The sequence below is a fragment of the Hahella sp. NS-SX17 genome, assembly GCF_057367735.1.
This window is the reverse complement of sequence record NZ_CM170632.1, coordinates 98,551-120,990: the sequence shown is the minus strand read 5'-3', so window position 1 is coordinate 120,990 and position 22,440 is coordinate 98,551. Positions and strand designations below refer to the sequence as shown.

General features: G+C 54.6%; 18 protein-coding genes and 1 riboswitch. Of the genes, 14 read left to right on the top strand and 4 right to left on the bottom strand.

The window, feature by feature from the left end; translation table 11 throughout:
- Positions 1–1,127: 1,127 nt before the first annotated feature.
- From AC2IBB_RS00530 to AC2IBB_RS00515, 4 genes are all read left to right on the top strand, one after another.
- Entirely contained in the window at positions 1,128–1,544 is a 417-nt protein-coding gene (locus tag AC2IBB_RS00530) for a hypothetical protein (RefSeq protein ID WP_486330977.1), read from the top strand.
- Positions 1,545–1,650: 106 nt separating this feature from the next.
- The gene (locus AC2IBB_RS00525) at positions 1,651–2,601 is read left to right on the top strand and encodes an endonuclease domain-containing protein (protein ID WP_486330976.1); all 951 of its coding nucleotides are present in this window, start codon (positions 1,651–1,653) and stop codon (positions 2,599–2,601) included.
- A 99-nt stretch (positions 2,602–2,700) separates the two neighbouring features.
- Positions 2,701–3,111, top strand: a complete 411-nt coding sequence (locus AC2IBB_RS00520; protein WP_486330975.1) for a hypothetical protein — start codon at positions 2,701–2,703, stop codon at positions 3,109–3,111.
- Between the two features lie 286 nt (positions 3,112–3,397).
- Positions 3,398–3,760, top strand: a complete 363-nt coding sequence (locus tag AC2IBB_RS00515) for a hypothetical protein (protein ID WP_216740223.1) — start codon at positions 3,398–3,400, stop codon at positions 3,758–3,760.
- A 24-nt stretch (positions 3,761–3,784) separates the two neighbouring features.
- On the opposite strand, the gene AC2IBB_RS00510 is transcribed toward AC2IBB_RS00515, so the two are convergent.
- A complete protein-coding gene (locus tag AC2IBB_RS00510; protein ID WP_486330974.1) occupies positions 3,785–4,270 on the bottom strand; it encodes a DUF433 domain-containing protein in 486 nt (161 codons plus the stop codon).
- A 955-nt stretch (positions 4,271–5,225) separates the two neighbouring features.
- Between AC2IBB_RS00510 and AC2IBB_RS00505 the strand changes: the two genes are divergently transcribed.
- Positions 5,226–6,659 (top strand): aminotransferase-like domain-containing protein, encoded by a 1,434-nt coding sequence (locus tag AC2IBB_RS00505; protein WP_486330973.1) that lies wholly within the window; start codon positions 5,226–5,228, stop codon positions 6,657–6,659.
- Positions 6,660–6,665: 6 nt separating this feature from the next.
- Here the strand turns inward: AC2IBB_RS00505 and AC2IBB_RS00500 are convergent, their stop codons facing one another.
- A complete protein-coding gene (locus AC2IBB_RS00500) occupies positions 6,666–7,271 on the bottom strand; it encodes a hypothetical protein (protein WP_486330972.1) in 606 nt (201 codons plus the stop codon).
- A gap of 106 nt (positions 7,272–7,377) precedes the next feature.
- Positions 7,378–7,653, top strand: a riboswitch (cobalamin riboswitch).
- 78 nt (positions 7,654–7,731) lie between these two features.
- Here AC2IBB_RS00500 and AC2IBB_RS00495 point away from each other — a divergent pair.
- From AC2IBB_RS00495 to AC2IBB_RS00470, 6 genes are all read left to right on the top strand, one after another.
- Entirely contained in the window at positions 7,732–8,613 is an 882-nt protein-coding gene (locus AC2IBB_RS00495; RefSeq protein WP_486330971.1) for an ABC transporter substrate-binding protein, read from the top strand.
- The gene (locus AC2IBB_RS00490) at positions 8,603–9,574 is read left to right on the top strand and encodes a FecCD family ABC transporter permease (protein WP_486330970.1); all 972 of its coding nucleotides are present in this window, start codon (positions 8,603–8,605) and stop codon (positions 9,572–9,574) included. The genes AC2IBB_RS00495 and AC2IBB_RS00490 overlap by 11 nt, the downstream gene beginning before the upstream one ends.
- Positions 9,571–10,353 carry an ABC transporter ATP-binding protein gene (locus AC2IBB_RS00485; RefSeq protein WP_486330969.1) on the top strand — a complete coding sequence of 261 codons (783 nt, stop codon included), beginning with the start codon at positions 9,571–9,573 and terminating at the stop codon, positions 10,351–10,353. Before AC2IBB_RS00490 ends, AC2IBB_RS00485 begins: the two co-directional genes overlap by 4 nt.
- Positions 10,350–11,135: an energy transducer TonB gene (locus AC2IBB_RS00480; RefSeq protein ID WP_486330968.1), complete on the top strand. Its 786-nt coding sequence runs from the start codon at positions 10,350–10,352 to the stop codon at positions 11,133–11,135. Before AC2IBB_RS00485 ends, AC2IBB_RS00480 begins: the two co-directional genes overlap by 4 nt.
- Before the next feature lie 175 nt (positions 11,136–11,310).
- Positions 11,311–12,327 (top strand): LacI family DNA-binding transcriptional regulator, encoded by a 1,017-nt coding sequence (locus AC2IBB_RS00475; RefSeq protein WP_486330967.1) that lies wholly within the window; start codon positions 11,311–11,313, stop codon positions 12,325–12,327.
- A gap of 286 nt (positions 12,328–12,613) precedes the next feature.
- Positions 12,614–15,784, top strand: coding sequence for a glycoside hydrolase family 3 protein (locus AC2IBB_RS00470; protein WP_486330966.1), 3,171 nt, complete (start codon positions 12,614–12,616; stop codon positions 15,782–15,784).
- Between the two features lie 97 nt (positions 15,785–15,881).
- Here the strand turns inward: AC2IBB_RS00470 and AC2IBB_RS00465 are convergent, their stop codons facing one another.
- Positions 15,882–17,252 (bottom strand): MATE family efflux transporter, encoded by a 1,371-nt coding sequence (locus AC2IBB_RS00465; protein ID WP_486330965.1) that lies wholly within the window; start codon positions 17,250–17,252, stop codon positions 15,882–15,884.
- Positions 17,253–17,784: 532 nt separating this feature from the next.
- Between AC2IBB_RS00465 and AC2IBB_RS00460 the strand changes: the two genes are divergently transcribed.
- The 3 genes from AC2IBB_RS00460 to AC2IBB_RS00450 all read left to right on the top strand — a co-directional run bounded on the left by AC2IBB_RS00460 (position 17,785) and on the right by AC2IBB_RS00450 (position 21,379).
- A complete protein-coding gene (locus AC2IBB_RS00460) occupies positions 17,785–20,013 on the top strand; it encodes a hypothetical protein (protein ID WP_486330964.1) in 2,229 nt (742 codons plus the stop codon).
- 99 nt (positions 20,014–20,112) lie between these two features.
- A complete protein-coding gene (locus tag AC2IBB_RS00455; RefSeq protein ID WP_486330963.1) occupies positions 20,113–21,228 on the top strand; it encodes a hypothetical protein in 1,116 nt (371 codons plus the stop codon).
- Positions 21,229–21,250: 22 nt separating this feature from the next.
- Positions 21,251–21,379: a hypothetical protein gene (locus tag AC2IBB_RS00450; RefSeq protein ID WP_486330962.1), complete on the top strand. Its 129-nt coding sequence runs from the start codon at positions 21,251–21,253 to the stop codon at positions 21,377–21,379.
- Between the two features lies 1 nt (position 21,380).
- On the opposite strand, the gene AC2IBB_RS00445 is transcribed toward AC2IBB_RS00450, so the two are convergent.
- Positions 21,381–22,337, bottom strand: a complete 957-nt coding sequence (locus tag AC2IBB_RS00445; RefSeq protein ID WP_486330961.1) for an ABC transporter substrate-binding protein — start codon at positions 22,335–22,337, stop codon at positions 21,381–21,383.
- Positions 22,338–22,440: the final 103 nt, after the last annotated feature.

Here is a 22,440-nt window from a genome sequence, read left to right as displayed (position 1 = left end):
ATCGCACATGCGCGTTTTTCAATTTCAAGACTTCGAAGATACCCCCCCCAGCTCACTGATTCCAGTGTAAAAATCCCAGAAAAATGTCGTGCATGAGCATTTACACTTTTATTTCGGGCTCGTTATCACAACAAGCTAGAACCCAAGTTTTTGAATAGAAGCACTTTTCAGGACAACATCATCGGAAAACCGAGCCATTCGGTACGGCAAAGCGTGGAAGTGTCTTGACTGCTCCGTTAGCGAACACCCTGTACCGACACCATCCCCGTCACAAAGCGTGATTAACATTATTGAAAGCAGCGAGCTATGGTAGGGGAGCTGCCCTCCATGTGAGGGCGTGGATTGAAACGTGTCGTCTAGAGATTAGGGCATGGAGACAGCGGTTGTCGCCCCACGAGAGGCGACTTTTTCTCTCACTTACAACTCAAAACGCCTCAAAAACTTTCAATAGATGAATTTCAGCCCTTCCGGCATGAGGGCTTCTCCATTTGCCGACTTTCCCCACATAAAGTTTTCGCAAATCCCGCAGGCGTGGGGTGGAGTGAGTTTTCGCTCCACAACAGCTTGCGACTGTAGCGAGAGGACTGCATGGTTTTTGGGCGGATGAAAACTTGGGACCTGTACAGATAGAGAAGGGCACAGTGCTTACTCGAAAGCAGACGCTAGGGGGAAGTGCTACTTTTTTAGTCAGTATCAAATAGCGATAGACCGCTTTCGGCCAGAAGCGGACATTAAGAGTTTTACTCTGACCCTGGATATTCCTTCTTACCGACTCCCTGATCAGGCTTTCCTTTCATCACTTTCAGCGCGAGGCCAAGTACTGCTTGTAATTACAGTATTTTTATTAGTCATCAAGAGCCGTGCTCGTTTTGCCAATACCACTGGCACGGTATGTCATCTTGTTCTATAAGAAAAGTTAAGGAATTCAATAAACCGTATGCCGATCCATTTAAATAACGGGACCAAGTGGGCAAGATATATGCGTGCTCGTTTTTCGGCGAGTCACAAGAGCCGATTGCAGCGGTTTTCCAATGGAATCAGGGAACTGAAAGATGAATCTTCAGAAACTAAAATTGGAAAAGCGCGCATGCGCGTTATACAAATGTTAGGCGTACAAGGAATTCAGCGTGAAATTAGAAACACAAGTAACTGGCAATATCGGTATGTACTATGCCTGTTACAAGCTGTCTTGTATGGGTTGGAATGTGATGCCAACGGCAAGAAATGCACGAGGCATTGATATAATCGCCTACAACAAAGAAGGCACTAACTTTATAGGTGTCCAAGTCAAGGCACTTTCAAAGCGTAATCCTGTGCCACTTGGGAATTCTCTTGATAAAGTAATGGGTGATTTCTGGCTCATCGTAAACAACGTTTCAAAAGAGCCAAATGTATTCGTGCTGCTTCCAGAGGAAGTAAAGTCATTGGCTCATCGCGGAGAAAAAGATGGGCGCATATCCTACTGGTTGCAACCAACATCATATGATCAGCCACAATTTAAAGAGGCTTGGCAGCGTATTGGGAGCGGCCATGAAAGCGCCTAACAAGTTGCTCAAGTACACTCCGGCCACAAAAAGCGTGGCCTCCGTGGGACAACCTACGCTGTGCTTCGGTTGCCACTTGGCAAGGCGTTAGGACTTCGGAGAAACGATGAAATATCCAGGACAACCTGAATCACCTCCAAGTTGGTATAGAGACCGGAGGCAGTCATACATCGAGAAAGAGTTTAGTAAGGAGCTGGGTGACTTAGCAGATGCTATTGAAAATGAACATTGGTTTGGCGATCCCGAAAAACACAGCAGGTATCGGGTTGATTTTATTCTAAAAGATGCGCGCTTGATCGTTGAGTTAGATGGCTATGCTTACCATTCCACGCAGGAACAGCTGCAGAAGGACGCTATTCGACAGCGATACTTGTCTCGAGCAGGATATACCGTGATTAGATTTACCGGAAGGGAGATCAGTCAAAATCCATCAGTGTGTGTGTCCGAAGTTCGTCAAATCTATAAAGAAAGAATCCAGCGATCTCCGGCAAAATACAGAGTTATGTACATAGACTATCCCTTTATCTGCAGGGAGACAGCAAGAGCAATTGGTTTCTTCAAAAAACTTCATCCTGATCGATGCTTTACCGATGTGGCTTTAGAAGATTTCATTCCTCATGCAATTCAGTGGCTCCATGAAAAATCTTTCATCGCCGTTTTTGTATTTCATCCTGAAGAAGATGCTCATGAGATTGCTCATTTAGATGGATATGTTAAAGAATACGATAAAGGCGAGGTTCGTATAAATACTATATCGGAAGAGTGGTATAGCCTCGAACTTGGGAATCATATGGTGGCTTTCTCTCACTTGTTTGATGAGTTCTTCCTAGTGGCAGATGATCCTGTGTATCTGGAGCCTATGAGAGCAGTACTACCAAAAGAGTTTACGCCGAGACGATCAGGATCATTCGAAAGTGAATATCTTGCCAACGGCAAGCTGTTAAGAAAGGGTAACGAGGAAACTGCCTTTTCAGGTACGGATTTGGCTCGGGTGCTGTGGCAAAACATTTGGTACATCATTGGTGCGTCGCGAGGTCTGGAAGTTCATGAGATGTAAGTCTAACAATCGCAGGCGCAGCGACGGCTTTTCCAATTGCGGTTACGCCTCCATTCCAAAGTCACGCGTGCTGCAGGCGTTATGTGAGAAAGGGAAATCATGAAGTCATTTAAAGAGTTCTGCGCTGAAAAACGGATGTGGTATACGTTTGAGTCTGAAGAGTACGTTATCCATGTGTGGCTGGATTCTGCCGCTCTGCAAATAATTGATGAAGCAAAATATAAAGGCACTCCGTTAGGAGGACAATATTCAGCTCAATTACATAAGGCTCATTCATCTGTTGGTCAGCAACACTTGCATGTATATGCAAAAAATAATCAATTATTTTCCCTCAATAAAGATGGGAGTGCCCATGATAGAAGTCATGGCGTGACAATACCAAACAAGGTGGCAAAGGCAATTAAGATCCATTTTCCTTCGTTCACAGTACCACAAAACAACGTCATTGAGTCAGCTCCAAAAGCCGTTCAGCTACTTTTCAACTTACAGGTAATTAATGAGGCTCTGTAACCGCATAACAAGCAAAGGAAGCATCGCCTTTCGGGCTGGACGCGCTGACGCGCGCAGCTACTTTTGGCGTTATGTTTATTCGGTTTGTAGGGAGCATTAATATGCCAACAATATCTTTATTTGACACTGAATGTATTAATTGCCGTACAAATATTGATTTGAGTAGTGATAAGTTCACTCTATAGGCGCGCCTAAGCTTAAGTATTTTATACGCTTTACGTAGGACACCTCGCCTATCTAGGCTTGTAAACACACAATATTACTTCTTAACGGTAAGGACACCGGTATGCCAACATTTGAGGACGAACCTCTACCGACATATCAAGAGGCAAAACAGCGAATCGCCACTCGTGTTGATCCATCAAATCTAAGAGGGGCTGAACTGGCTTTATGGATGGTTTTGGAAAAAGATTTTCCATTAAATGTCGCGTTATCTAGCGCTCAGAGGAAGCATGGCATCGTGAAAGCTAAAGTAGAACGAGCATTAAAAGAGGTCATTCCTCAAAGCTTCTTTCTGGAGAGAAGAGCCAAAGCGCTTAGCCAGATGGACAAGAGCAAAGTCGGTCCTCCCAGTGCAAAGTGGCGAATAAAGCAAGAGGAAGAAAGAGCCCACAGACACATGCGGGAGATTACGGCGGAAGATGGTTAATCTGGAAGCAAGAGTTTTGGCCTGTTAATCGTGGTTCGCTATATCTCCGCTTAATCTTTCAGCTGCATACAGCAAGGCTGTTCGCACCTTGGCGGCGGTAAGACTGGGAACATCTTCCAGAATATCCGCGACAGACATCCCGTCCGCCAGGAAAGTCAGCACGTCCGCGACAGCGATTCGTGAGCCCGAAATACAGGGTTTACCCTGTCTAATATGAGCGGTCACGCAAACGCCCGCCCTTTCGCTTTCCCGTATAGGAGCGGACACACCTCCGCCGCAAGGCATACCGCCAAAGTAAGTTAGGATAGCATTGAGTTTTTGTTTCGGCGTCATGTTGGCAAACAGGTAATTCATACGTTTACAACAAGCGACCTCGTTGTCTCGAGAATTATCTCCGCCGAGAGATTTAGCCAACACATGGTCAATACTGGCATTTTCAGCCTCGAGCGGATTTCGGCAGTAAAAACATCTGCCACCTTGTTCCAACAACAAACCTTGCAATGAAGCCATATTTCCCTCTTGTACTGTCTACTATTTGAGTGACAAATAAAGGCTTCAATATAGCAAGGAGAAATAATAATGCGCAGAAGCTCTGCAGGATATTGTCTGTGATAAACCAATAAAAATGATAACTATCGAAATATATGCAAACAATTAAATCACTTATCACTTAAACTGATGGTGATGAAGGAATCACTGACATTGAGGCTTGTAATAAGCCTCTTTTTTAACTCACTGGCCTTAACCGTATTCTCGAATACTGGCCGAAACTACCGCCTGAAATCGCTTGCTCTCAGGCGGTGGCAGCAATTGTGTGGGTTTAACTACTTACCCTTAGATGGCCCATTGCCACGTCCTTTGCCAGAGGGATTACCTGTAGTGCTAGGCCAGTTCCCACCCGGGAAACCAGTTGATGGGCGGCCTTTACCCCCACCTTGTGAAGAGCCTTTACCTTTTGACATAAACACCTCCATCCATGTGTTGGTATTAAGCAGAAAGCTGCTGATTGGAGCATCCATCAATAATACTTACTTGTCTGGATGCTTCATGAGCAATTTTATAACAGAGAGATAGCTAAATCGAAGAGTAATAGCAATGTAAGCTTCAAAATTAATCTCCTCTATCTTGTACATTTTCCCCAGCGAATCAGCTATCAAACCGCTTGATTTGTACGCCTCGTAACATGCTGTTTACAAAGGGGAAATATTTTTCCAAAGACTGGTACACCAACTTAACGACAGAACGTAGGAGGGGAGAGAATAGCCCAGGAGAGAGGGAATTAGGGCCAAATAACATAGGTCGAGACGCTCCGCCAAGTACGCGAGAACCAGCAGGAACCCGCGCCACCCTGCACAAACCTACACTAAATAATACGACGTAGAGGGTGTATTGTAGAAACAGCGTCTGTACTGGTATATCGATGAAGAACTGTACTTGTTTATGTATGAATGAGGCGGCGACCGGCATGAGCAAAAAGCGATATGAAGAAGTAGCTGACGCTGTGGCGGGACGCATCCGTCAGGGCATGTACGCGGTGGGAGAGCGTATTCCGGGCACCCGGGATTTAGTGGAGCACTTCAGCGTCAGCGTGTCCACCATCATGGCGGCGCAACGCCTGCTGGAGCGACAGGGTTGGGTGGAGGCGCGGCCGCGATCCGGTTACTACGTGCGCCGTCGCAATCAGAATGGTTTGGCCGAACTGGAGGCGGCGTTGCCCAAGGTGACCGGATTTGAAGGCGCGCCAACCCTGGTAGACACGCAGCAGACCATCATGAGCCTGGTGCAGGCGACTCAATCGCCGGGGGGGATGAATTTCGCCATGGCGGCGCCGGCGACGCAGTTCTTGCCGGCGGCGGCGATGGAAAAAGCGTTCCGGGCGGCGTTGCGCGGGCCCAGTGAAGAGATTGAAGCGTATAGTTTTCCTCCTGGCGCGCTGCGTTTGCGCGAGGCCATCACGCAACGCATGAAGGACGCCTGGTGCGATCTGGAGCCGGACGACATTCTTATTACCAATGGCTGTCATGAAGCGCTGACTCTGGCGTTGAGGGCGGTGACGCAGCCGGGAGATGTGGTGGCGGTGGAGTCGCCAACGTACTTTGGATTGCTGCAAGTCATTGATGCCTTGGGGTTAAAGGCGCTGGAAATTCCCGCCGACCCGAAAAGCGGACTCAGCCTGGAGGCGCTGCAACTGGCGTTGGAGCAATGGCCGGTCAAAGCCTGCGTGGCCATGCCCAACTTTAGCAACCCTCTGGGGTGCCTGATGCCGGATGAGCGCAAGGAGCAACTGGTGCGCTTGCTGGAAATCCGGGGCGCGCCCTTGATCGAAAATGACATATACGGCGAGTTGGGCTTTTCCGGTCTGCGGCCGCGAGCGGCGAAAAGCTATGACCGCGCCGGCGGCGTGCTGTATTGCTCGTCGTTTTCCAAATCAATCGCCCCCGGTTTGCGGGTGGGATGGATGGCGCCGGGGCGCTGGCGGACGCGGGTCGGTTACCTGAAATTCGCCAGCACCCTGGCCTGTCCAAGCTTGCCGCAGATGGCGGTGGCGCATTATCTGGCGCAGGCGGATTTCGACCGCCATCTGCGGCGTATGCGCCATGAGTTCGCGGTGCATGTGGAGCGCATGACGACGGCGGTGCTGAGGCATTTTCCTGCAGGCGTGCGAGTATCGCAGCCAGCGGGTGGGTTTGTTTTATGGGTGGAGCTGGAGGAGGAGTGCGATACGGTCGCGTTGTATCGCAAGGCGCTGGCAGCCGGCGTGAGCATTGCGCCGGGAACCCTGTTCAGCGGCGACGGCGACAAGTACAGACATTGCCTGCGGCTCAATTGCGCGGCGCCCTGGACGGCGGAGGCGGAAGACGCAATCCGCCAGTTGGGCGTCTGGTTGCGCGCAGGCTAGGCGGGATTACCAGCCGAAGCTGAACGTGGGATCAATGAAGAACATGACGCCGCTATAACAGGCGAGCATCAGAAAGCTGCTGATAAAGCCGTGAAAAGCGGTCCTATAGCCGGCTTCTTCGTCTTTCTTGATAAGAAAGCGATAGCCGGCGAAACAGCTCAAGCCAATCACAAATAACGCCACCAAGGCGAAACCGCCGTTGATGACCTGCATATTAATGATGAAATTCTCCCGTGCGGTCGCGGCCTCCGGCGCCTCGTCCGGATACTGGATAAAGGAGCCCGGCAGTAAGGGGTGGGCGGTGGCTTCAATGGTGTAATGATAGAAAGGCCAGAAGCGTCCACAGCGGGCGAGCAGGCGATCGCCTTCTTGGGCGCTGACCACGGCGTTGGCGGCGAATAGCGGGCCGCCGCAAAGATCGAATTCCTTTTTCACCTCTTCCCGGCTGTGCAGTTCGACACTGCGTTCGGTGCTCACCGGCGACCAGCCAGACAGATTGAAAACCGTATATTCCAACAGGCTCAAGCCATAGGCCATTCCTGCATAAATAAACACGAGGAACAGCAGGCGTTTCAGAATGAGTCCATGGCGGGACAAAGGCGCGTCGGTCATACAGTCTTATTCTTTTCGGTGATTACGGGAGCGTAAAACTGACACAATCTTGCAGACAGGTCCAGCGCCCCTCAGCGGCTTTCTGGACTTAAAATGATCAATTCACGATAATGTGGGCCGCAATGGTTCCAGTTGCTCAAAGTTCGATCACTTTCGATGAGAGCAGGATTAAATGGGAATCCGGTGGGCGCCACTTTATGCGCGCCCGATCAGCCGGAGCTGTCCCCGCAACTGTGAGCGAAGAGTTTGTCCCGGATAACGCCGCCCCTCCTTATCGCGACGTTATCAAAGGCCACTGCGTGGAGCTCGTCTCCATGTTCGGGAAGGCGGGACAGGACTACGAAACGCAAGCCAGGAGACCTGCCATTGTTCGACTCCCATTCGGAGCCTGTTTTATCCGACCGTAAACGGGGAATTTACGCCGGATTCGCACCTCGCATCGATTCAAGGCGGCATCTGCATGTTGGTTAAGGCTTTTCGGGCCCTGGGATTGCTATCAGCGCTTACTTTCACTCTTTCGGTCAACGCGGTCGACGCGCGTGCGGCTGAGCCCACAGTCATGTCGGTCAACCAGTGCGTTGACCAGATGATGGGGTATCTCGCCCCGGAAAATCTGGTGTCGGTCACCTGGCTCAGTCATCAGCCCTCTGAGCTGGAAATCGCGCCGACCTTGCGCGACATTCCCGCCAACTTTGGTTTTATCGAGCAGGTGCTGGAACTCAGGCCGGATATCGTGATGGCGGGCCAGTATGGCGCGTCCTCGCTGAAGCCGATGGTGGGAAAGTTCAATATGCGATGGGTTGAGATTCCCCTGCCGCAATCCCTTGACGACCTGCAGGCGAGCTGGCGAATGGTGGGGGAGGCCGTGCATAAGCCTGAGCAGGCGGCGGACATTGTCAGAGGATTGCGCGATTACTTCGCGGATGTTCATGGAAAGATAGCGGATAAGCAGGTAAAGGCGCTGGTCCTTAACGCCAATGGCTGGATCGCCGGCGAAGGGAATTTTCAGGACGCTTTTCTGGACGCCATCGGCGTGATTAACGTAGCGAGTGAGCAAGGCGTGCAAGGCTGGGGACAGGTGGATCTGGAGACGCTGGTGCGCTGGCGTCCGGACTTATTGGTGCTGGTCAGCAACAGCTATGATAGCGAGGCGCTGGCCACTAATTGGGTGGAGCATCCGTTGCTGAAGCATCGACCCTCCCGCTATAAGCCACTCTATATTCCCGCTGATTGGCTGTCCTGCGGAACGCCCGCCATGACGTTGGCGGCGCAGAAGGTGGCGGATCATATCCTGGCGCAAGAGCGCAAAGCCTCCGACGGGGAGGCCGCGGATGACTTATAACCGCCTGCTGTGGGTATTGAGCCTGACCTTGGCCTTTTTGTTCGTCCTATCTTTGTGCACCGGTCGGGTATCAGGGGTAAGCTGGCCGGGATGGGACCTGGAGACTCAGCTGATTCTGTGGGAAGTGCGTCTGCCGCGGACACTCTTGGCGCTGTTATGCGGAACCGTATTGGCGCTATCCGGCGCTGTGTTGCAGGGCCTGTTGCGCAATCCGCTGGCGGACGCCGGCGTACTGGGAGTGTCCTCCACGGCGGCGCTGAGTTCGGTGTGCGCCATCTATTTTGGATTTTCCGCCAGCGGCCTGTTTACGCCGGTGGCGGGCATTGTCGGCGCCATGTTGGGACTGCTGGCGCTGGTGGCGATTGTGGGATCGGAAGCGGGCATCGTGATGATCATTCTCGCCGGGGCCGCGATTAACTCGTTCAGTTCAGCGCTGACGGCGCTGGCGTTGAATATGGCGCCAAACCCTTTCGCGGTGCAGGACATTCTGTTCTGGCTGATGGGCTCATTTGAACATCGCACTTTGCAGCACTTCTATCTGGCGGCGCCCCCGGCGCTATTGGGCATGGTCTTGCTGTTCAGCGTATCGCGTTCCCTGGATGCCTTATCGCTGGGGGAAAATACTGCCCGCTCCATGGGCGTGCGTCTGCAGAAGGTACAATGGGTGGCGGGTCTGGGCGTGGCGTTGGCGGTTGGCGCCAGTGTAGCGGTGAGCGGCGTTATTGGTTTCGTGGGGCTGGTGGTGCCTCATATGCTGCGACCGTTTACCGAGTGGCGGCCCGGACGATTGCTGCTTCCCAGCGCCCTAGCGGGCGGGAGCCTGATGTTGTTGACTGATATTGCCGTGCGCTGTCTGCCGCCGGGACCGGAGTTGCGAGTCGGCGTCATTACGGCGCTGCTGGGCGGGCCGTTTTTCCTGTGGCTGTTGCGTCACCTGCGTAAAGCGGAGGCGTTGGTATGAGCGACGCGCTGAGCCTGGAGCTAAGCGGATTGCAGGTGGGTTATCCTGGCGCTCCGGTTCTATCCGATGTCAGTTTCCGTCTTCCATCCGGTCAACTGACGGCGATACTGGGCAGCAACGGCGCAGGCAAGTCCACTCTGTTGAAAACCATTGTCGGCCTGATTCCCAAATTATCCGGCGCCATGCGATTGCAAGGTCAGGATTTGTGTGAGATGGCGCCGAAACAGCGCGCGCAGCATATCTCCTATCTGGATCAGGATACCGACTGTCATTGGCCTTTGAGCGTAGAAACCCTGGTCAGTCTGGGCCGCTTTCCAGCGCAAACCCATCGCAGCAAATTAAGCGCGCAAGATCAGGCCCTGATTCAGAACGCCATGCGGCAAGCGGATGTCACGCATCTGGCGCAGCGCACCGTCACTCGCTTGTCCGGCGGCGAGCGCGCCAGGGTGATGCTGGCGCGGGCGCTGGCGGTGGACGCTCCCGTATTGATGGCGGATGAGCCGGTGGCGGGCCTGGACCCGCAGCACCAGATTCAGGTGATGAGTCATTTACGGGAGTGGGCCCGGCAAGGACGAATCGGCGTGGTGGTGCTGCACGATCTGACCCTGGCGCTGCGGTTTTGCGGACAAGCGATGCTGGCGCTGCCGGATGGAACCCTGGTGGCGGGCGACACTAACGAGGTCTTGAGCGATGAGCGCATCCAGCAGGCGTTTGGCGTCTCAGTGGTGCGAGGACGACATGAGGAACAGCCTTATCTGCTGCCCTGGAGTCTGAAGTGAGTGATGACTCCGTCAGCGCCAAATATCCGCCATTATTATGGATGGCGTTGGTCGTCTCCGTGGCGGCGCACCTGGGGTTGATGCTGCATTTCAACGCGCCTCAGCCCACTAGAGACCGCCTCACCTCGACCACGATGACCGTGGCCATTCAGGCCCCGGCGGCGCCAACGCCAGTTTCCGCGGCGCCGGCACAGGCGCAACCTGCGGAACCGAGGCCGACTCCGCAGTCGGCTCTAAAACCTGCGCCACAACCTCAACCCGCCGACACGCCAGAACCTGTATCTCCGAAGCCCAAACCGGTTCCGGAAAGCAAGCCTGTAGTAAAAGAGAAAACGCCCAAGCCAACGCAGGTGGCGCACAAATCTGCTCCGCCGCCTGTTCCACAAACTACGCCGGCGCAGCCTCAGGCTGTGAGCAAGCCCGCTCAGGCGCCCCCGACGCCAGTGTCAGTGGAGGCCGCGCCAGTCGTGGCCGTAGCGCCCGTTTCTGCGCCTGTGGCGGTCAGTGCGCCGGCGGAGCCCAGATATCAGTTGGGCGAAGCCAATACGCCCAAGCCCGAGTATCCTGGCCTCGCCACCCGGCGCGGCTGGCAGGGTACGGTCATGGTGGAACTGTTGGTGGACGCCTTGGGCAATCCCGTGAAAGTCTCCATCAAGCGCTCCAGCGGCTACACCGTGCTCGACAAGCAGGCGCTGAAAACCCTCTCCGGCTGGCGTCTGGCGGCGGCGGATGGAATCGACCGAGAGACCATCGTGGTGCCGGTGGTGTTTCGTCTGAATTGACAAATTTCCCATACTGTCGCATAACTTCCTGCAGACTCCCGTTGTAGCTATGCCTGCAGGCGCGGGCTGCAAGGGAGCTTGTTAGGCTATCGCCTAGTTGACATGCATTGCCTGCTTCTCCCATGATGGCCGGCTCTGAAAGCGTTTCCCCTTAAGCAAGGTGCCCGTCCTCCGAATGATTACAATAAAAGAAGTCTCCGACCGCGCGAAGGTCTCGATATCCACAGTCTCCCGTGTGATTAACAACACGGCGCCTGTTAAGGAAAGCACCCGTAAACGGGTATTCAAAGCCATGAAGGACCTGGGGTATCGTCCCAATTCATTCGCTCAGGGACTGGTCACTAACCGTTCCAATAATATCGGTCTGGTGGTGACGGATCTGCTTGGCGTATTCTTCGGCCCCCTTATTTCCAGTCTGGAGCGGGCGCTGCGGGAATCCGGCTATAACCTGATCATTTCCGTAGAAAATTACTCCTCCGATGAAATCAAGGAGACCATCGACATGCTGGCGGGCCGCCGTTGCGACGCCATCATTCTGTTTCCCTACTGCCTGACGGACGAAGAGCTGATCGCCCTGAAAGAGAAGTCGCCGCCCTTGGTGCTGCTGAATCGCTATGTGCCTGAACTGGCTGGCGAGTGCGTCATCGTCGACAATGAGCAGGGCAGTCATCTGGTGGTGGAGTATCTGGCGTCCATCGGCCACAGCCGCATCGCCTGTATCAGCGGACCGTTAGGAAACGAGGAAGGTCGCGCGCGTCTGTCCGGTTATCGTCGTTCGCTGGAAAACCTGGGCATGCGCTATGAAAAGGACCTGGTGGTGGAAGGCGACTTCACCGTGGAGGGCGGCTATGTCGCTACTCAGCGCCTGTTGAAGCGCAGCCGCGACTTCACCGCCATATTCGCCTGTAACGATCAGATGGCTGCTGGCGCAATGAAGGCTTTGCGCGAAGCCAAGTTGAGCGTTCCTGAAGAGATTTCCCTGGTTGGCTTCGATGACGTGGAATATGCCTCGTTGCTGTATCCGGCCCTGACTACAGTGCGTCAGCCGGTGAACGCTATGGGTAAACGCGCCGCGGCGCTGGCGATTCAATCCATTCAAGGCGAACGCCGGGCGCAGCCGGCGCCTATGTTTGAGCCGGAACTGGTGTTGCGCGACTCTGTCGCCCCTCCAAAAAACTCCTCAGCATCTTAAAACCCCGCTTCGGCGTTATTGCGTTCTATTGACAATAACGCCCGAATTAGGGCAACTTATGAAACCGCTTTCATCATGGCGCGAGCTGTTATACGGTGAATTTACCGTTTAGCGCCGACAAAGCTGGCGAACGCCCTGGTTTTCGTTAGTAAAGGGCCGTTGTTAAGGCCTGGATACTCAGCAAATTATTACGCATCAGGGAATATCGCTGATTTTTTTAAATCATAAATGAAAGCGCTTTCATAAAGTTTCGGTCCACTATCGCTAAATATAAAAAGGTGACCACATGTACGTATCCAGACGCCTCAAGCTGAAGGCGCTGTCGACCATGATGATTGTCGCGGCGCTGACGGCATGCAGCAGTGATTCTAACGATAACGACGGCAACGATGGACCGGGAACGCCTGACCCGGTGGCTGGCGTTGATTACATCACTACATTCAGCGATTGGCCCGCTATTCAGAGCGCCATCGCCAAAGACCCGCAGATAGAAGCCAGGATCGTTGAGATCATGGCGACCATGTCTCTGGAAGAAAAAATTGGACAGATGATCCAGCCGGAGCTGCAGCATCTGACCCCGGAAGAAGTAAAACAGTATCACATTGGCTCCGTGCTGAACGGCGGCGGCTCCTGGCCGGGAACAAATAAGCACGCGACGGTGCAGGAATGGCTGGATATCGCCGATGCGCTGTGGGAAGCCTCCATGGATGAGAGCGACGGTAACGCCGCCATCCCCATTATCTGGGGGACGGACGCGGTGCACGGTCACAGCAATGTAGTCGGCGCGACTTTGTTTCCGCACAACATTGGCCTGGGTGCGGCGCGAGACTCAGATTTGATCCGTAGAATCGGCGCGGCGACGGCGGCGGAAGTCGCGGTGACCGGCATCGACTGGACCTTTGCGCCGACCCTCGCCGTCGTGCGCGACGATCGTTGGGGACGCACTTATGAAGGTTACTCCGAGGACGGCGAAATCGTCTTTAACTATGGCGCAGCCATGGTGGAAGGCCTGCAAGGGAATCTCGATCAGTCACACGTAGTGGCTACGGCCAAGCACTTCATCGGCGACGGCGGCACTGAGAAAGGGAATGACCAGGGCGACAATCTGGCGGATCAGAATACGCTGATCAATCTGCACGGCCAGGGTTACTACTCAGCCCTGCGCGCTGGCGCTCAGACGGTGATGGCCACGTTCAACAGCTGGCAGGGTGAAAAACTGCACGGCAGAAAGGACCTGCTGACCGATGTGCTGAAAGGCAAGATGGGCTTCGACGGCCTGATTGTGTCTGACTGGAACGGCATTGGTCAGGTGGACGGCTGTACGGAAAGCAACTGTCCGCAGGCGGTTAACGCAGGTATCGATTTGTTCATGGTGCCTTACAAGGCGGATTGGAAGGCGTTTTATCAAAACACGATTGATTCAGTTAACGCCGGCGCTATCGAGATTGAGCGTATCAACGACGCCGTCGCGCGTATTCTGCGGGTCAAACTGCGCGCAGGCCTGTTTGATAAGCCCAAGCCTTCCCAGCGCGCTTTGGCGGGTAAAGTGGAAGTACTGGGCTCCAGTGAGCACAGAGAGCTGGCGCGGGAAGCGGTGCGTAAGTCGCTGGTGCTGTTGAAGAATAAAGACGGCATCCTGCCTCTTAGCCGGGACGCCCGGATTCTGGTGGCGGGAAAATCCGCGGACAGTCTATCCAATCAAAGCGGCGGCTGGACCATTTCCTGGCAGGGAACCGGTCTTGATGAAGCGGAGGACTTCCCTGGCGCGACCTCCATCCTGAAAGGCATCCAGGACGTTGCCGCAAATGTGACCTATGACGCTGACGGGGCTGACGCCAATCCGAACCTGCATGACGTGGCGATTGTGGTGATCGGGGAAACGCCCTATGCGGAAGGCGTGGGCGACCTGGAAGGCGCCAAGACGCTGGAGCATGCCCGTAACTATTCGCAGGATCTGGCGGTGCTGGAGAGTATTCGTAACGCTGGCGTGCCGGTGGTGACGGTTTTCCTGTCCGGTCGTCCGTTGTATGTGAATAAAGAGCTGAACCGCTCTAACGCCTTTGTCGCCGCCTGGTTGCCCGGCAGTGAGGGCGAGGGCGTGGCGGACGTGCTGTTCGCCAAAGCCGAAGGTGGCGTCAACCATGACTTTGTTGGCAAGCTGTCCTTCTCCTGGCCCAATTCCGCCTGCCATACGCCGTTGAACAAAGGCGACGGCAGCGATGCGCTGTTCGCCTATGGATATGGTCTGAGCTATCAGGACTCCGATAGCCTGGGCGACGATCTGAGTGAAGAAAGCCAGGCCTTTGGATGCGACCAGACAGATCCTGGCGACGGCGGAACCATCAACGTGAATCTTGATCTGTTCACCAGCGGTCAGAATCAGGGCGACTGGGTTATGCGCATTGGCGGCCCTTCCAACTGGGGCGGAACGCCTGTCAGTATGGACCCGGCGGTGACCACGGCGCTGGAAGGCAATGAAGTGAGCGTTTCCACTGAAGACGGCGCCATTCAGTTCAGCGCCAAGCGGGTGACATGGACGGATGTGGGCCAAGTCTATATGCAGGCGACGGAAGACAGCGAAGGCAAGGACTTAACGCCCTATTACAACTCAAAAACCACCGTAAAATTCCGGGTTAAAGTGAATGAGGCCCCAGCTGGCGACGTCAATTTGTCGCTGCATTGCGTATACCCCTGTCTGGGTGAAGTGGCGGTTGGCGACTTTATGCGTGGCCTTCCCGTGGGCGAATGGACGGAAGTGAGCATTCCATTCCAATGCTTTGTGGACGATGGCCTCGACTTCAGCAACGTCAATACGCCGTTCCTGCTTTATTCTGGCGGCGCCATGGACCTGTCTCTGGAAAATATCCGTTGGGAGCCCAACACCGCCGCAGACACGCCGGATTGCAGCAGCTTCGCTCAGGAAAATGTCGCGCTGACGGACACCACCGATGTCTACACGGACGGCGTGACGGATACGGAATTGTTTGCTCAACCTGGCGTGTGGGGAGTCTCCTCCTGGGACCCTTATCAGGAAGACGCCAGCTTTGTGACTCTCGACGCGGCCCTTGTTGACGGCGCGGGAACCGTGGTGGATGCGCAATACGGCGCTCCGGCGGCGGAGCATGCAGCGAAAGGCGTTGTGCTGTTCAAGTCCGCCAAGCCGCTTGATGTTTCCGCCCTGAGCAAACTCACTTTTGATGTGAAAGTGATCGACTTCGCCGCCTCTACTGGGCTGATGGCGAAAGTGAACTGCGGCGCCGATTGCGGCACGGGAGACATCGCCATTCTGGACAGCTCCGCTGCACTGAATGTCTGGCATCCGGTGGAGATCAACTTTGCCGACTATGATGACCTCAACACGGCGGAAGTGACTTCGGTTCTGGAGATTCTGCCAGTGTGGGATTCGGAAATGCGCAATGTGCATTTCCAGGTGGATAACGTGCGTTTGGTGAAGTAAGTCCTGCGTAGTCGTTAACCTGTCGGATAGCGACAGGGATGCGCCAGCCATAAAAAAAGCCCGGGTAACCGGGCTTTATCGTATCAATTGGCGAGCGTCAGGCGGGAACTTCCGCCAGGCCGCTGTTATCCGTGTCATGGCGGATGCCTTTGCTGCGCCACTTACCAGTGCGCCAGCGCCACAGGTTGATGATCGCCCGCAGGGATTCATCCACCACAAAGCACATCCACACGCCGAGCATGCCGTAGCCCAGATCGATTCCGATCCAGAATACAAAGGGGATTACCGCCCACATGAAGATCATGCTGCTGACGGCGGAGAAACGAGCGTCCCCGACGCCTTTCAACCCCATACCGGCGATAATATTCACCGCTCGCGCCGGTTCCATGATGATGCAGGCCGCCAGCATCCACTTGCTCAGCTCGATAATCTGCGGGTTGTCCGTGAACAGGGTCAGCAGACTGTCATAGATCCACACGAACGTCAGCATGTTAATGAAGGCGAACCCGGACGCATAGGCCACTGACTTCCAGAAAATGCGGTTCACCTCTTTGAAGTTCTCCGCGCCCATGAAGTGAGCCATCAGAATCTGGCTACCGGCGCCCAGGGCGAAGGCGAAGGTGATTTCCACCACCAGCACCCGCAGCACATAGGTGTTGGCGCCCATCGCCTCCAGCCCCAGACTGATCACCGCCATGGAGACGACAATCTGCTGCACGGTGTAGCTGAACGGCTCCATCGCGGAAGGGACGCCGATTTTCAGAATCGGACGCATTACGCGGCGAATCGGGCCGGACATGCCTTTGAAGCGAAAACGGATCTTCATCGGACCATGCACCACCCACATTACCAGCAGCGCGCCCACAGCGAAGGAAATCGACGTCGCCATGGCGATGCCCAACAGCCCCATCTTGGGCAGCCCGAACCATCCCAGGAAGAACGCGGCGTTCAACACCACATTGAGCGCGTTGGTGGCCAGCGCAGTGGCCATGTTCCAATGGGTCATGCCCCGGGACGCCAGAATAGAGGCGTAGGAGAAACGCACGGCAATGCAGAAGAAGCTGAACGACACCGCCAGAAGATAAGTCTCTGAATGTGCGTTCAACTCCGGCGTCATGCCCAGCCACAAACCGACGCGGTCGGCGTAGATGAAGCTGACGATGAACATCAGCAGCCCAAGCAGACTGCTGATGCCGATATTCGCCATGTAGGTGGGCAATATATGCTGCGTTTGTTTTGCGCCCATATATTGCGAGGCGACGCTGGTGCCTGCAGTGGTGAACATCGGGATGATGAAGAACCCTAACAGCAGCACTGGCAGTAGCACGCCTACTGTAGCGGCGACTTCGTCGGAGATTCTGCTGAGGAAATAGGCGTCAGCGAGGAACACCAGTCCGCCGGTTATTTCTTCGATAAAGATTGGCCATGAAAGCACCCACAGGTTGTGGGACCTTAATTCGTGGTTCATAGATTGTATACCCTGGCTGTAAGCCTACAACTGGACTCCGGCGCAGAAAAAGCGCAATCCCGGTGAAATACGGGAGTACCCGAAGACCTATGTGTTTCTGTCAGAAAGTATCAGTAAGGACGTCGCCGATAACGCGCGTTATACGCAATGCGCTCTAGCGCGATAAATATCAGCCGGCCTGGAGCGTTCTTCGTCAGGCGACGAGAGGAATGATTTTAATTTGCATGGACGCCAGGCCTCCTTTGGGTCGGAGTTGATGAGAGCCGGTCAATATACACCCACATCTTAAAAATGCCAATAGCGCTAAACACTTACGCGGGAAGCTAAAAAGTTGGTAACAAATAGTCACGATTTATCCTGTGACCCAGGAGGTGCGCTGGATCTGCTGTGCTTTACTTATTTACTGCGCCCTATGCGAATTTGGGTCGGAGACAGACTCGATCTGGTCATATTGAAAAGGGGATTCCGGCGCTGGCGCAGGCGGAAGTTAAACGAAAAATTCACAGGCTACGGCTATCGCGAGGAGGAAAACATGTCCAAATTCGATAGGTTCAAAAACAATCTGACGCCTCTCATGCTGGCGGTCGCTTTGACTGCATGCGGCGGAGGGGGCGGTGGCGGCGATGACGACGACGGAAGCTCGCCCAGCGTTACAATGAGCGGGGCTGCTTCCAAAGGCATTATTATCGGCGGCCTTGTGCGCGCCTATCCGGTAGTCAATGGCGCTGTAGATACATCCAATGTGTTGGGGCAAGCCACCACGGGCGCAGATGGAACTTACAATCTGACGTTAAGCTCAGGCTACAGCGGACCTGTCGTTGTGCGCGTAACGCCAACCACTGGCACGCTGATGCGCTGCGACCTTAGCGGAGGATGCGGAAGCGGCGTGGCCTTCGGACAGGATTACGCTCTGACGGACAGCGGTTTTGCGCTGAATGCAGTCGTTCCCACAGGTTCGTCGAATATATCGGTCAATATCACTGTGTTGACTGATGTCGCCACTCAGGTGGCGCTGAATGATATCACCATGGGCGGCGCCACCAGTGCGACTGAAATTCAGGCGGCGGTGACGGCGGCGAACTCGAAAATCGCCAATCGTTTCGGTGTGGCGGGCGACCTGACCAAGATTGCTGTGGTGGACATTACAAATCCGACAGCGGTGGCCGCCGCGGGTCAGGGCGGGATCAAATATAACACGCTAAGTGCGGCCATTGTGCAGGCGGTGCGGGGAGATTCTCCTGGACTCAGTATTGAGCAGGCGGTCGCGGCCTTTGCGGAGGACTATGCAGATAGCGGCATCGCAGACACGGCGGACACAGATGACGCGAAAACGACACTGCAGGAAATCCTGGCGAATACCCTGGATATCCTGAACGCCGCAGTGGCGGCGGATGGGGGCGGCCAACTGGATTTGGGAGGGCTGATCACTGTCATCACCGCGGAAGAGAGCGACGCGCGCAATAATGGCTCTTCCGATGAGTCCCAGGGTGAACCAAGCGATACCGCCAACGCGACGGAACTGGCCCAGGCCAAAGCGATGGTGCAGGATATCCGCAATTTGGGAACCGGCATGCTGTTGAGCGCTGAAGATCGGGTTACGTTGGATGCGTTTGCGGATCAGATAGCGGCGGCGACCTTTGCTTCAGATGACAATCTGGCGCAAGTGCTAGACGTCATGGCGATCGCGCTGGAGCAAATTGCGGCGTCATACATGGCCTTTGCGGAAGACGGCTCAACCGATGGCTCTCCGATTGTGACTGTCAATAACCTGAGCGACGGCGCTTCATTTACGGTAAATACCACCATTGAAGGCGTAGCTGTGTCGCTGACCGCTACCGATGCATCCGTCGTGGATGTCGGTGATGAGGTCGAAACCCCGACTACAGGGGGAACCAATACGACCCAGGAAATCTCCGCTGATGTCGACTTCTCCATTAATGGTAGTGTCGCGTCCAGTTCCGTTTCGCTCACCATTAATAACGGCAGTAGTGTCGAAATAATGGCTTCATTCAATAGTAGTGAAGATGAAACGACTAATGGCGACACTACGACCACCGAGTTGGAGGAAAATTTTGTCGTCAACGATATGGACTTGAGCCTGAGTGTAACGTTGTCGGAAGTTGGCGTGGCTGACCCCGTTTCATTCACAGGCAGCATGGGCGTTCAGTTGTCGTCCTTCACTGCGGACATTTCTGAAACTGATACGGAAACCAGCTCCAGCTACGAAGAAACCTGGACGGAAGTCTTTACGGCGGGAACATTGAGCATGACCCTGGCGGGTGAGTTCAGCAACACCACAGGCGAAGCTTTCAGCGCCTCTCTTTCTGTTAATGCTGACGCTACTGGTTTGACTCTGACTTGCGAAGGGAACGAGACGAACGGCTCTTTCTCTGAAAATTGCACGGATGAAAGTGAGGATGGCTACGTAGATGTGAATATCGGGTTGGCGTTTATGGCGGACATCAATGGCGTATCCGATGCCATTTCCGTTATTTTGTCAGCGGAACGGACCGGACTGGAATCCGGACAGGTAGGAGTGAACCTGTCCTATGACGGCACTACGCTGGAAGCGAGTTTGGATTCCGAAGCGGAGACGTTGACCGTCACGAACCAAGATAACGTTACGTTGTCCGTGGAGGAAGGGGAAGACGGCAAAGTGACCGGGACCATCACCAACAATGGAACCCAATACGCCACCATTTCCGAAGTCAGCGGCGTGGTGTTAGTGCGGTTCAGCGATGGTGACTTTGAATCGTTTTAAACTAAGCTGAATACAGCGTGCAAACGTATAGGGAGGCTTGTCCTCCCTTTTTAACGCATGGCGTTTACAGAGAGAATCACTAAAAACGGAATCTGGCTTTTGTCTGATTATGGAAAACAGGTAAGGCGTATTGCGCTGATAGGCGCGCTAGGCTGCTCGCTGATCTATGGAGAGATAGTTGCGGCGAGCGATGACGGCTGGCGGCTGTATACGGAGGTGGAAAGCTTTTCCTACAGCAATGCGGCCCCCATATACCAGATCGCTCATGACCTGAAAGGCGATCCGGTGGCCCGGGGCGATGTGGCGTACACGCACGATCATATCGAGATTGGCGCGGAGTATCGTCATTTCAGCCTGTCCTTCTTCGAGCGCTACGATTACCACCTTGAATTCACTCCGGATACAGCGGCATTGGTATACCTCTACAACAATGACCTGCCTCATAAAAGCGATGCGCGCTACGACCTGTATCTGGCGGCGAACCAACTACGCGCCAAAGGAGTTAAGCTGGGTTACCGGTTCATAGTAACGGATGCTTTCAGCGTCAGGCTTGCGCTCTCTTATTTCCGCGCTGACGAATTGACCGATGGTTATCTGCGCGGCCATTTGAGCACGCCAGACGATGCTCCTGCGGGAGAGCTGGAGCTGAATTACGCCTACACGGAAGACCTTCTGCTGGACCGGCAGCCGGAAAACGTCAGCGGAGACGGCTTTGCCGCTGACATTTATCTGCAATGGCGGCCACACCCGCAGTGGGAAATGCGGCTGGCGTTGGAGGACGCATTCAACCGAATCTATTGGGACCGCGCCACTGCGACAGTGGCCCGAGCCACCTCCGATACTATTGACTATGACGAAGACGGCGCTTTGGACGTGTCGCCGGCCCTGAGCGGCAATGAAGGTTATCGCGACCATGTGCAGGAACTGCCTTTACGGGCGTTTCTCTGGAGTGAATATCGGGTAAATGATGCGATTAGTCTGGGCGCCGGGTGGCGGCGTTACGATGTTTCGAATCTGGGGCTTGTAGGGGCAGCCTACCGTTTCAACGAGAGGTTGAAACTGGAGGGGCGCTATTATTTCAACGCGGAGGCCCTCAATCTCAACCTGCAGGTTTATGACCTGTATCTCGGCGTGACCATGGATCGTCTGCAGTGGAAACAGGCGAAAACGTTAGGGCTGAGTCTGTGGTGGAGTTATCGTTTTGGCGGCGCTTAATGCGATCTAATGGGACGTTGTTATGGCGTTGCCTGAAGAAATAACGCAGTCGCCGCCGGGCTGGTTGATTCTGCTGTATATCCTGGGCTGCTCAGTGCGGAGAGTGTTTTCCATGGAAATGTTGCGTTGGTTGCAAGGCGGTCGCGATTGACTCAAGGCGTCGGCATGGGCTTCAGCAGGCGAACCCCGGTGTCGGTGAAGGGCGGGATGGTTTTCCCTTTGATGAGCTCAAGCGTCCGCTGTACCGCGAGGTAGCCCATGTATTCCGGGTTCTGCACCACCAGATTGCTGATCTCACCTGCGTACATGGCGGCTTCCAGCTCTTCGGTCTGATCGAATCCAATAAAACTGAATTGCTTTGACATACGTGACTGCCGAATCGCCACCAGAGCGCCGATGGTGGTGGATTCATTGGGGGTGAACAAGCCGTCGATGGTTGGCAGTTCCTTCAACAGGCGCAACATTTCGCTGCGCGCGGAGCCGCGATCGTCTCCCACATAAGGCGCGGCGGCGATGCGGATCATGTCGTAATCCAGCATGACATCCATAAAACCTTGTTCGCGCTGGTCCGTGGATGAGTTGCCCGCCCGCAGTCGCAAAATAGCCACCTTACGGATCCGGGACAGGTCAAGCGTGGCGATCAAGGCGCGGGCGGCCAGCTGGCCAGCGGCGTAATTGTCCGTGGCCACGAAGCCTTGGTGCGCGTCGCCAGCGAGATCGGAGTCCACCACCAGCACAGGAATATTCCTGGCGCGGTACTGAGCCACGCTGGGGGCCAGCTCTTCGGCGGAGTTTGGGGCCAGGATCAGTGCGTCTGGCGGTGACTGGCTAAGATGGTAAGTCAGAATCTGTATTTGTCCCGGGATGTCGCCGTCATCCTTGGTGCTGCGATGCAGCAAGGCGACGCCGGCTTCGTCGGCGGCTTTCTGAGCGCCCAAAAAGACCTGGCGCCAATAGGCGTTGCTTTCGCCTTTGAGTACGAGAAGAAGCTTGGGACGGGCGACGTCAGCCCAGGAATTCGGACAGGCGATGAAGCACGCTAACGCCAAAAGCGTGGCGCACACGACAAGACATCGAGCGGCTCCGGGCGAACGGAGAACGGAAGGCATAAATCTGGTCGGTCTGTTGGATATATATGACTTAAGTTTAGACGGGCTTTTGCATTCGCCAATGAAAAAGGGCGGCCAGGCCGCCCTTCATGCCTGATCGAAG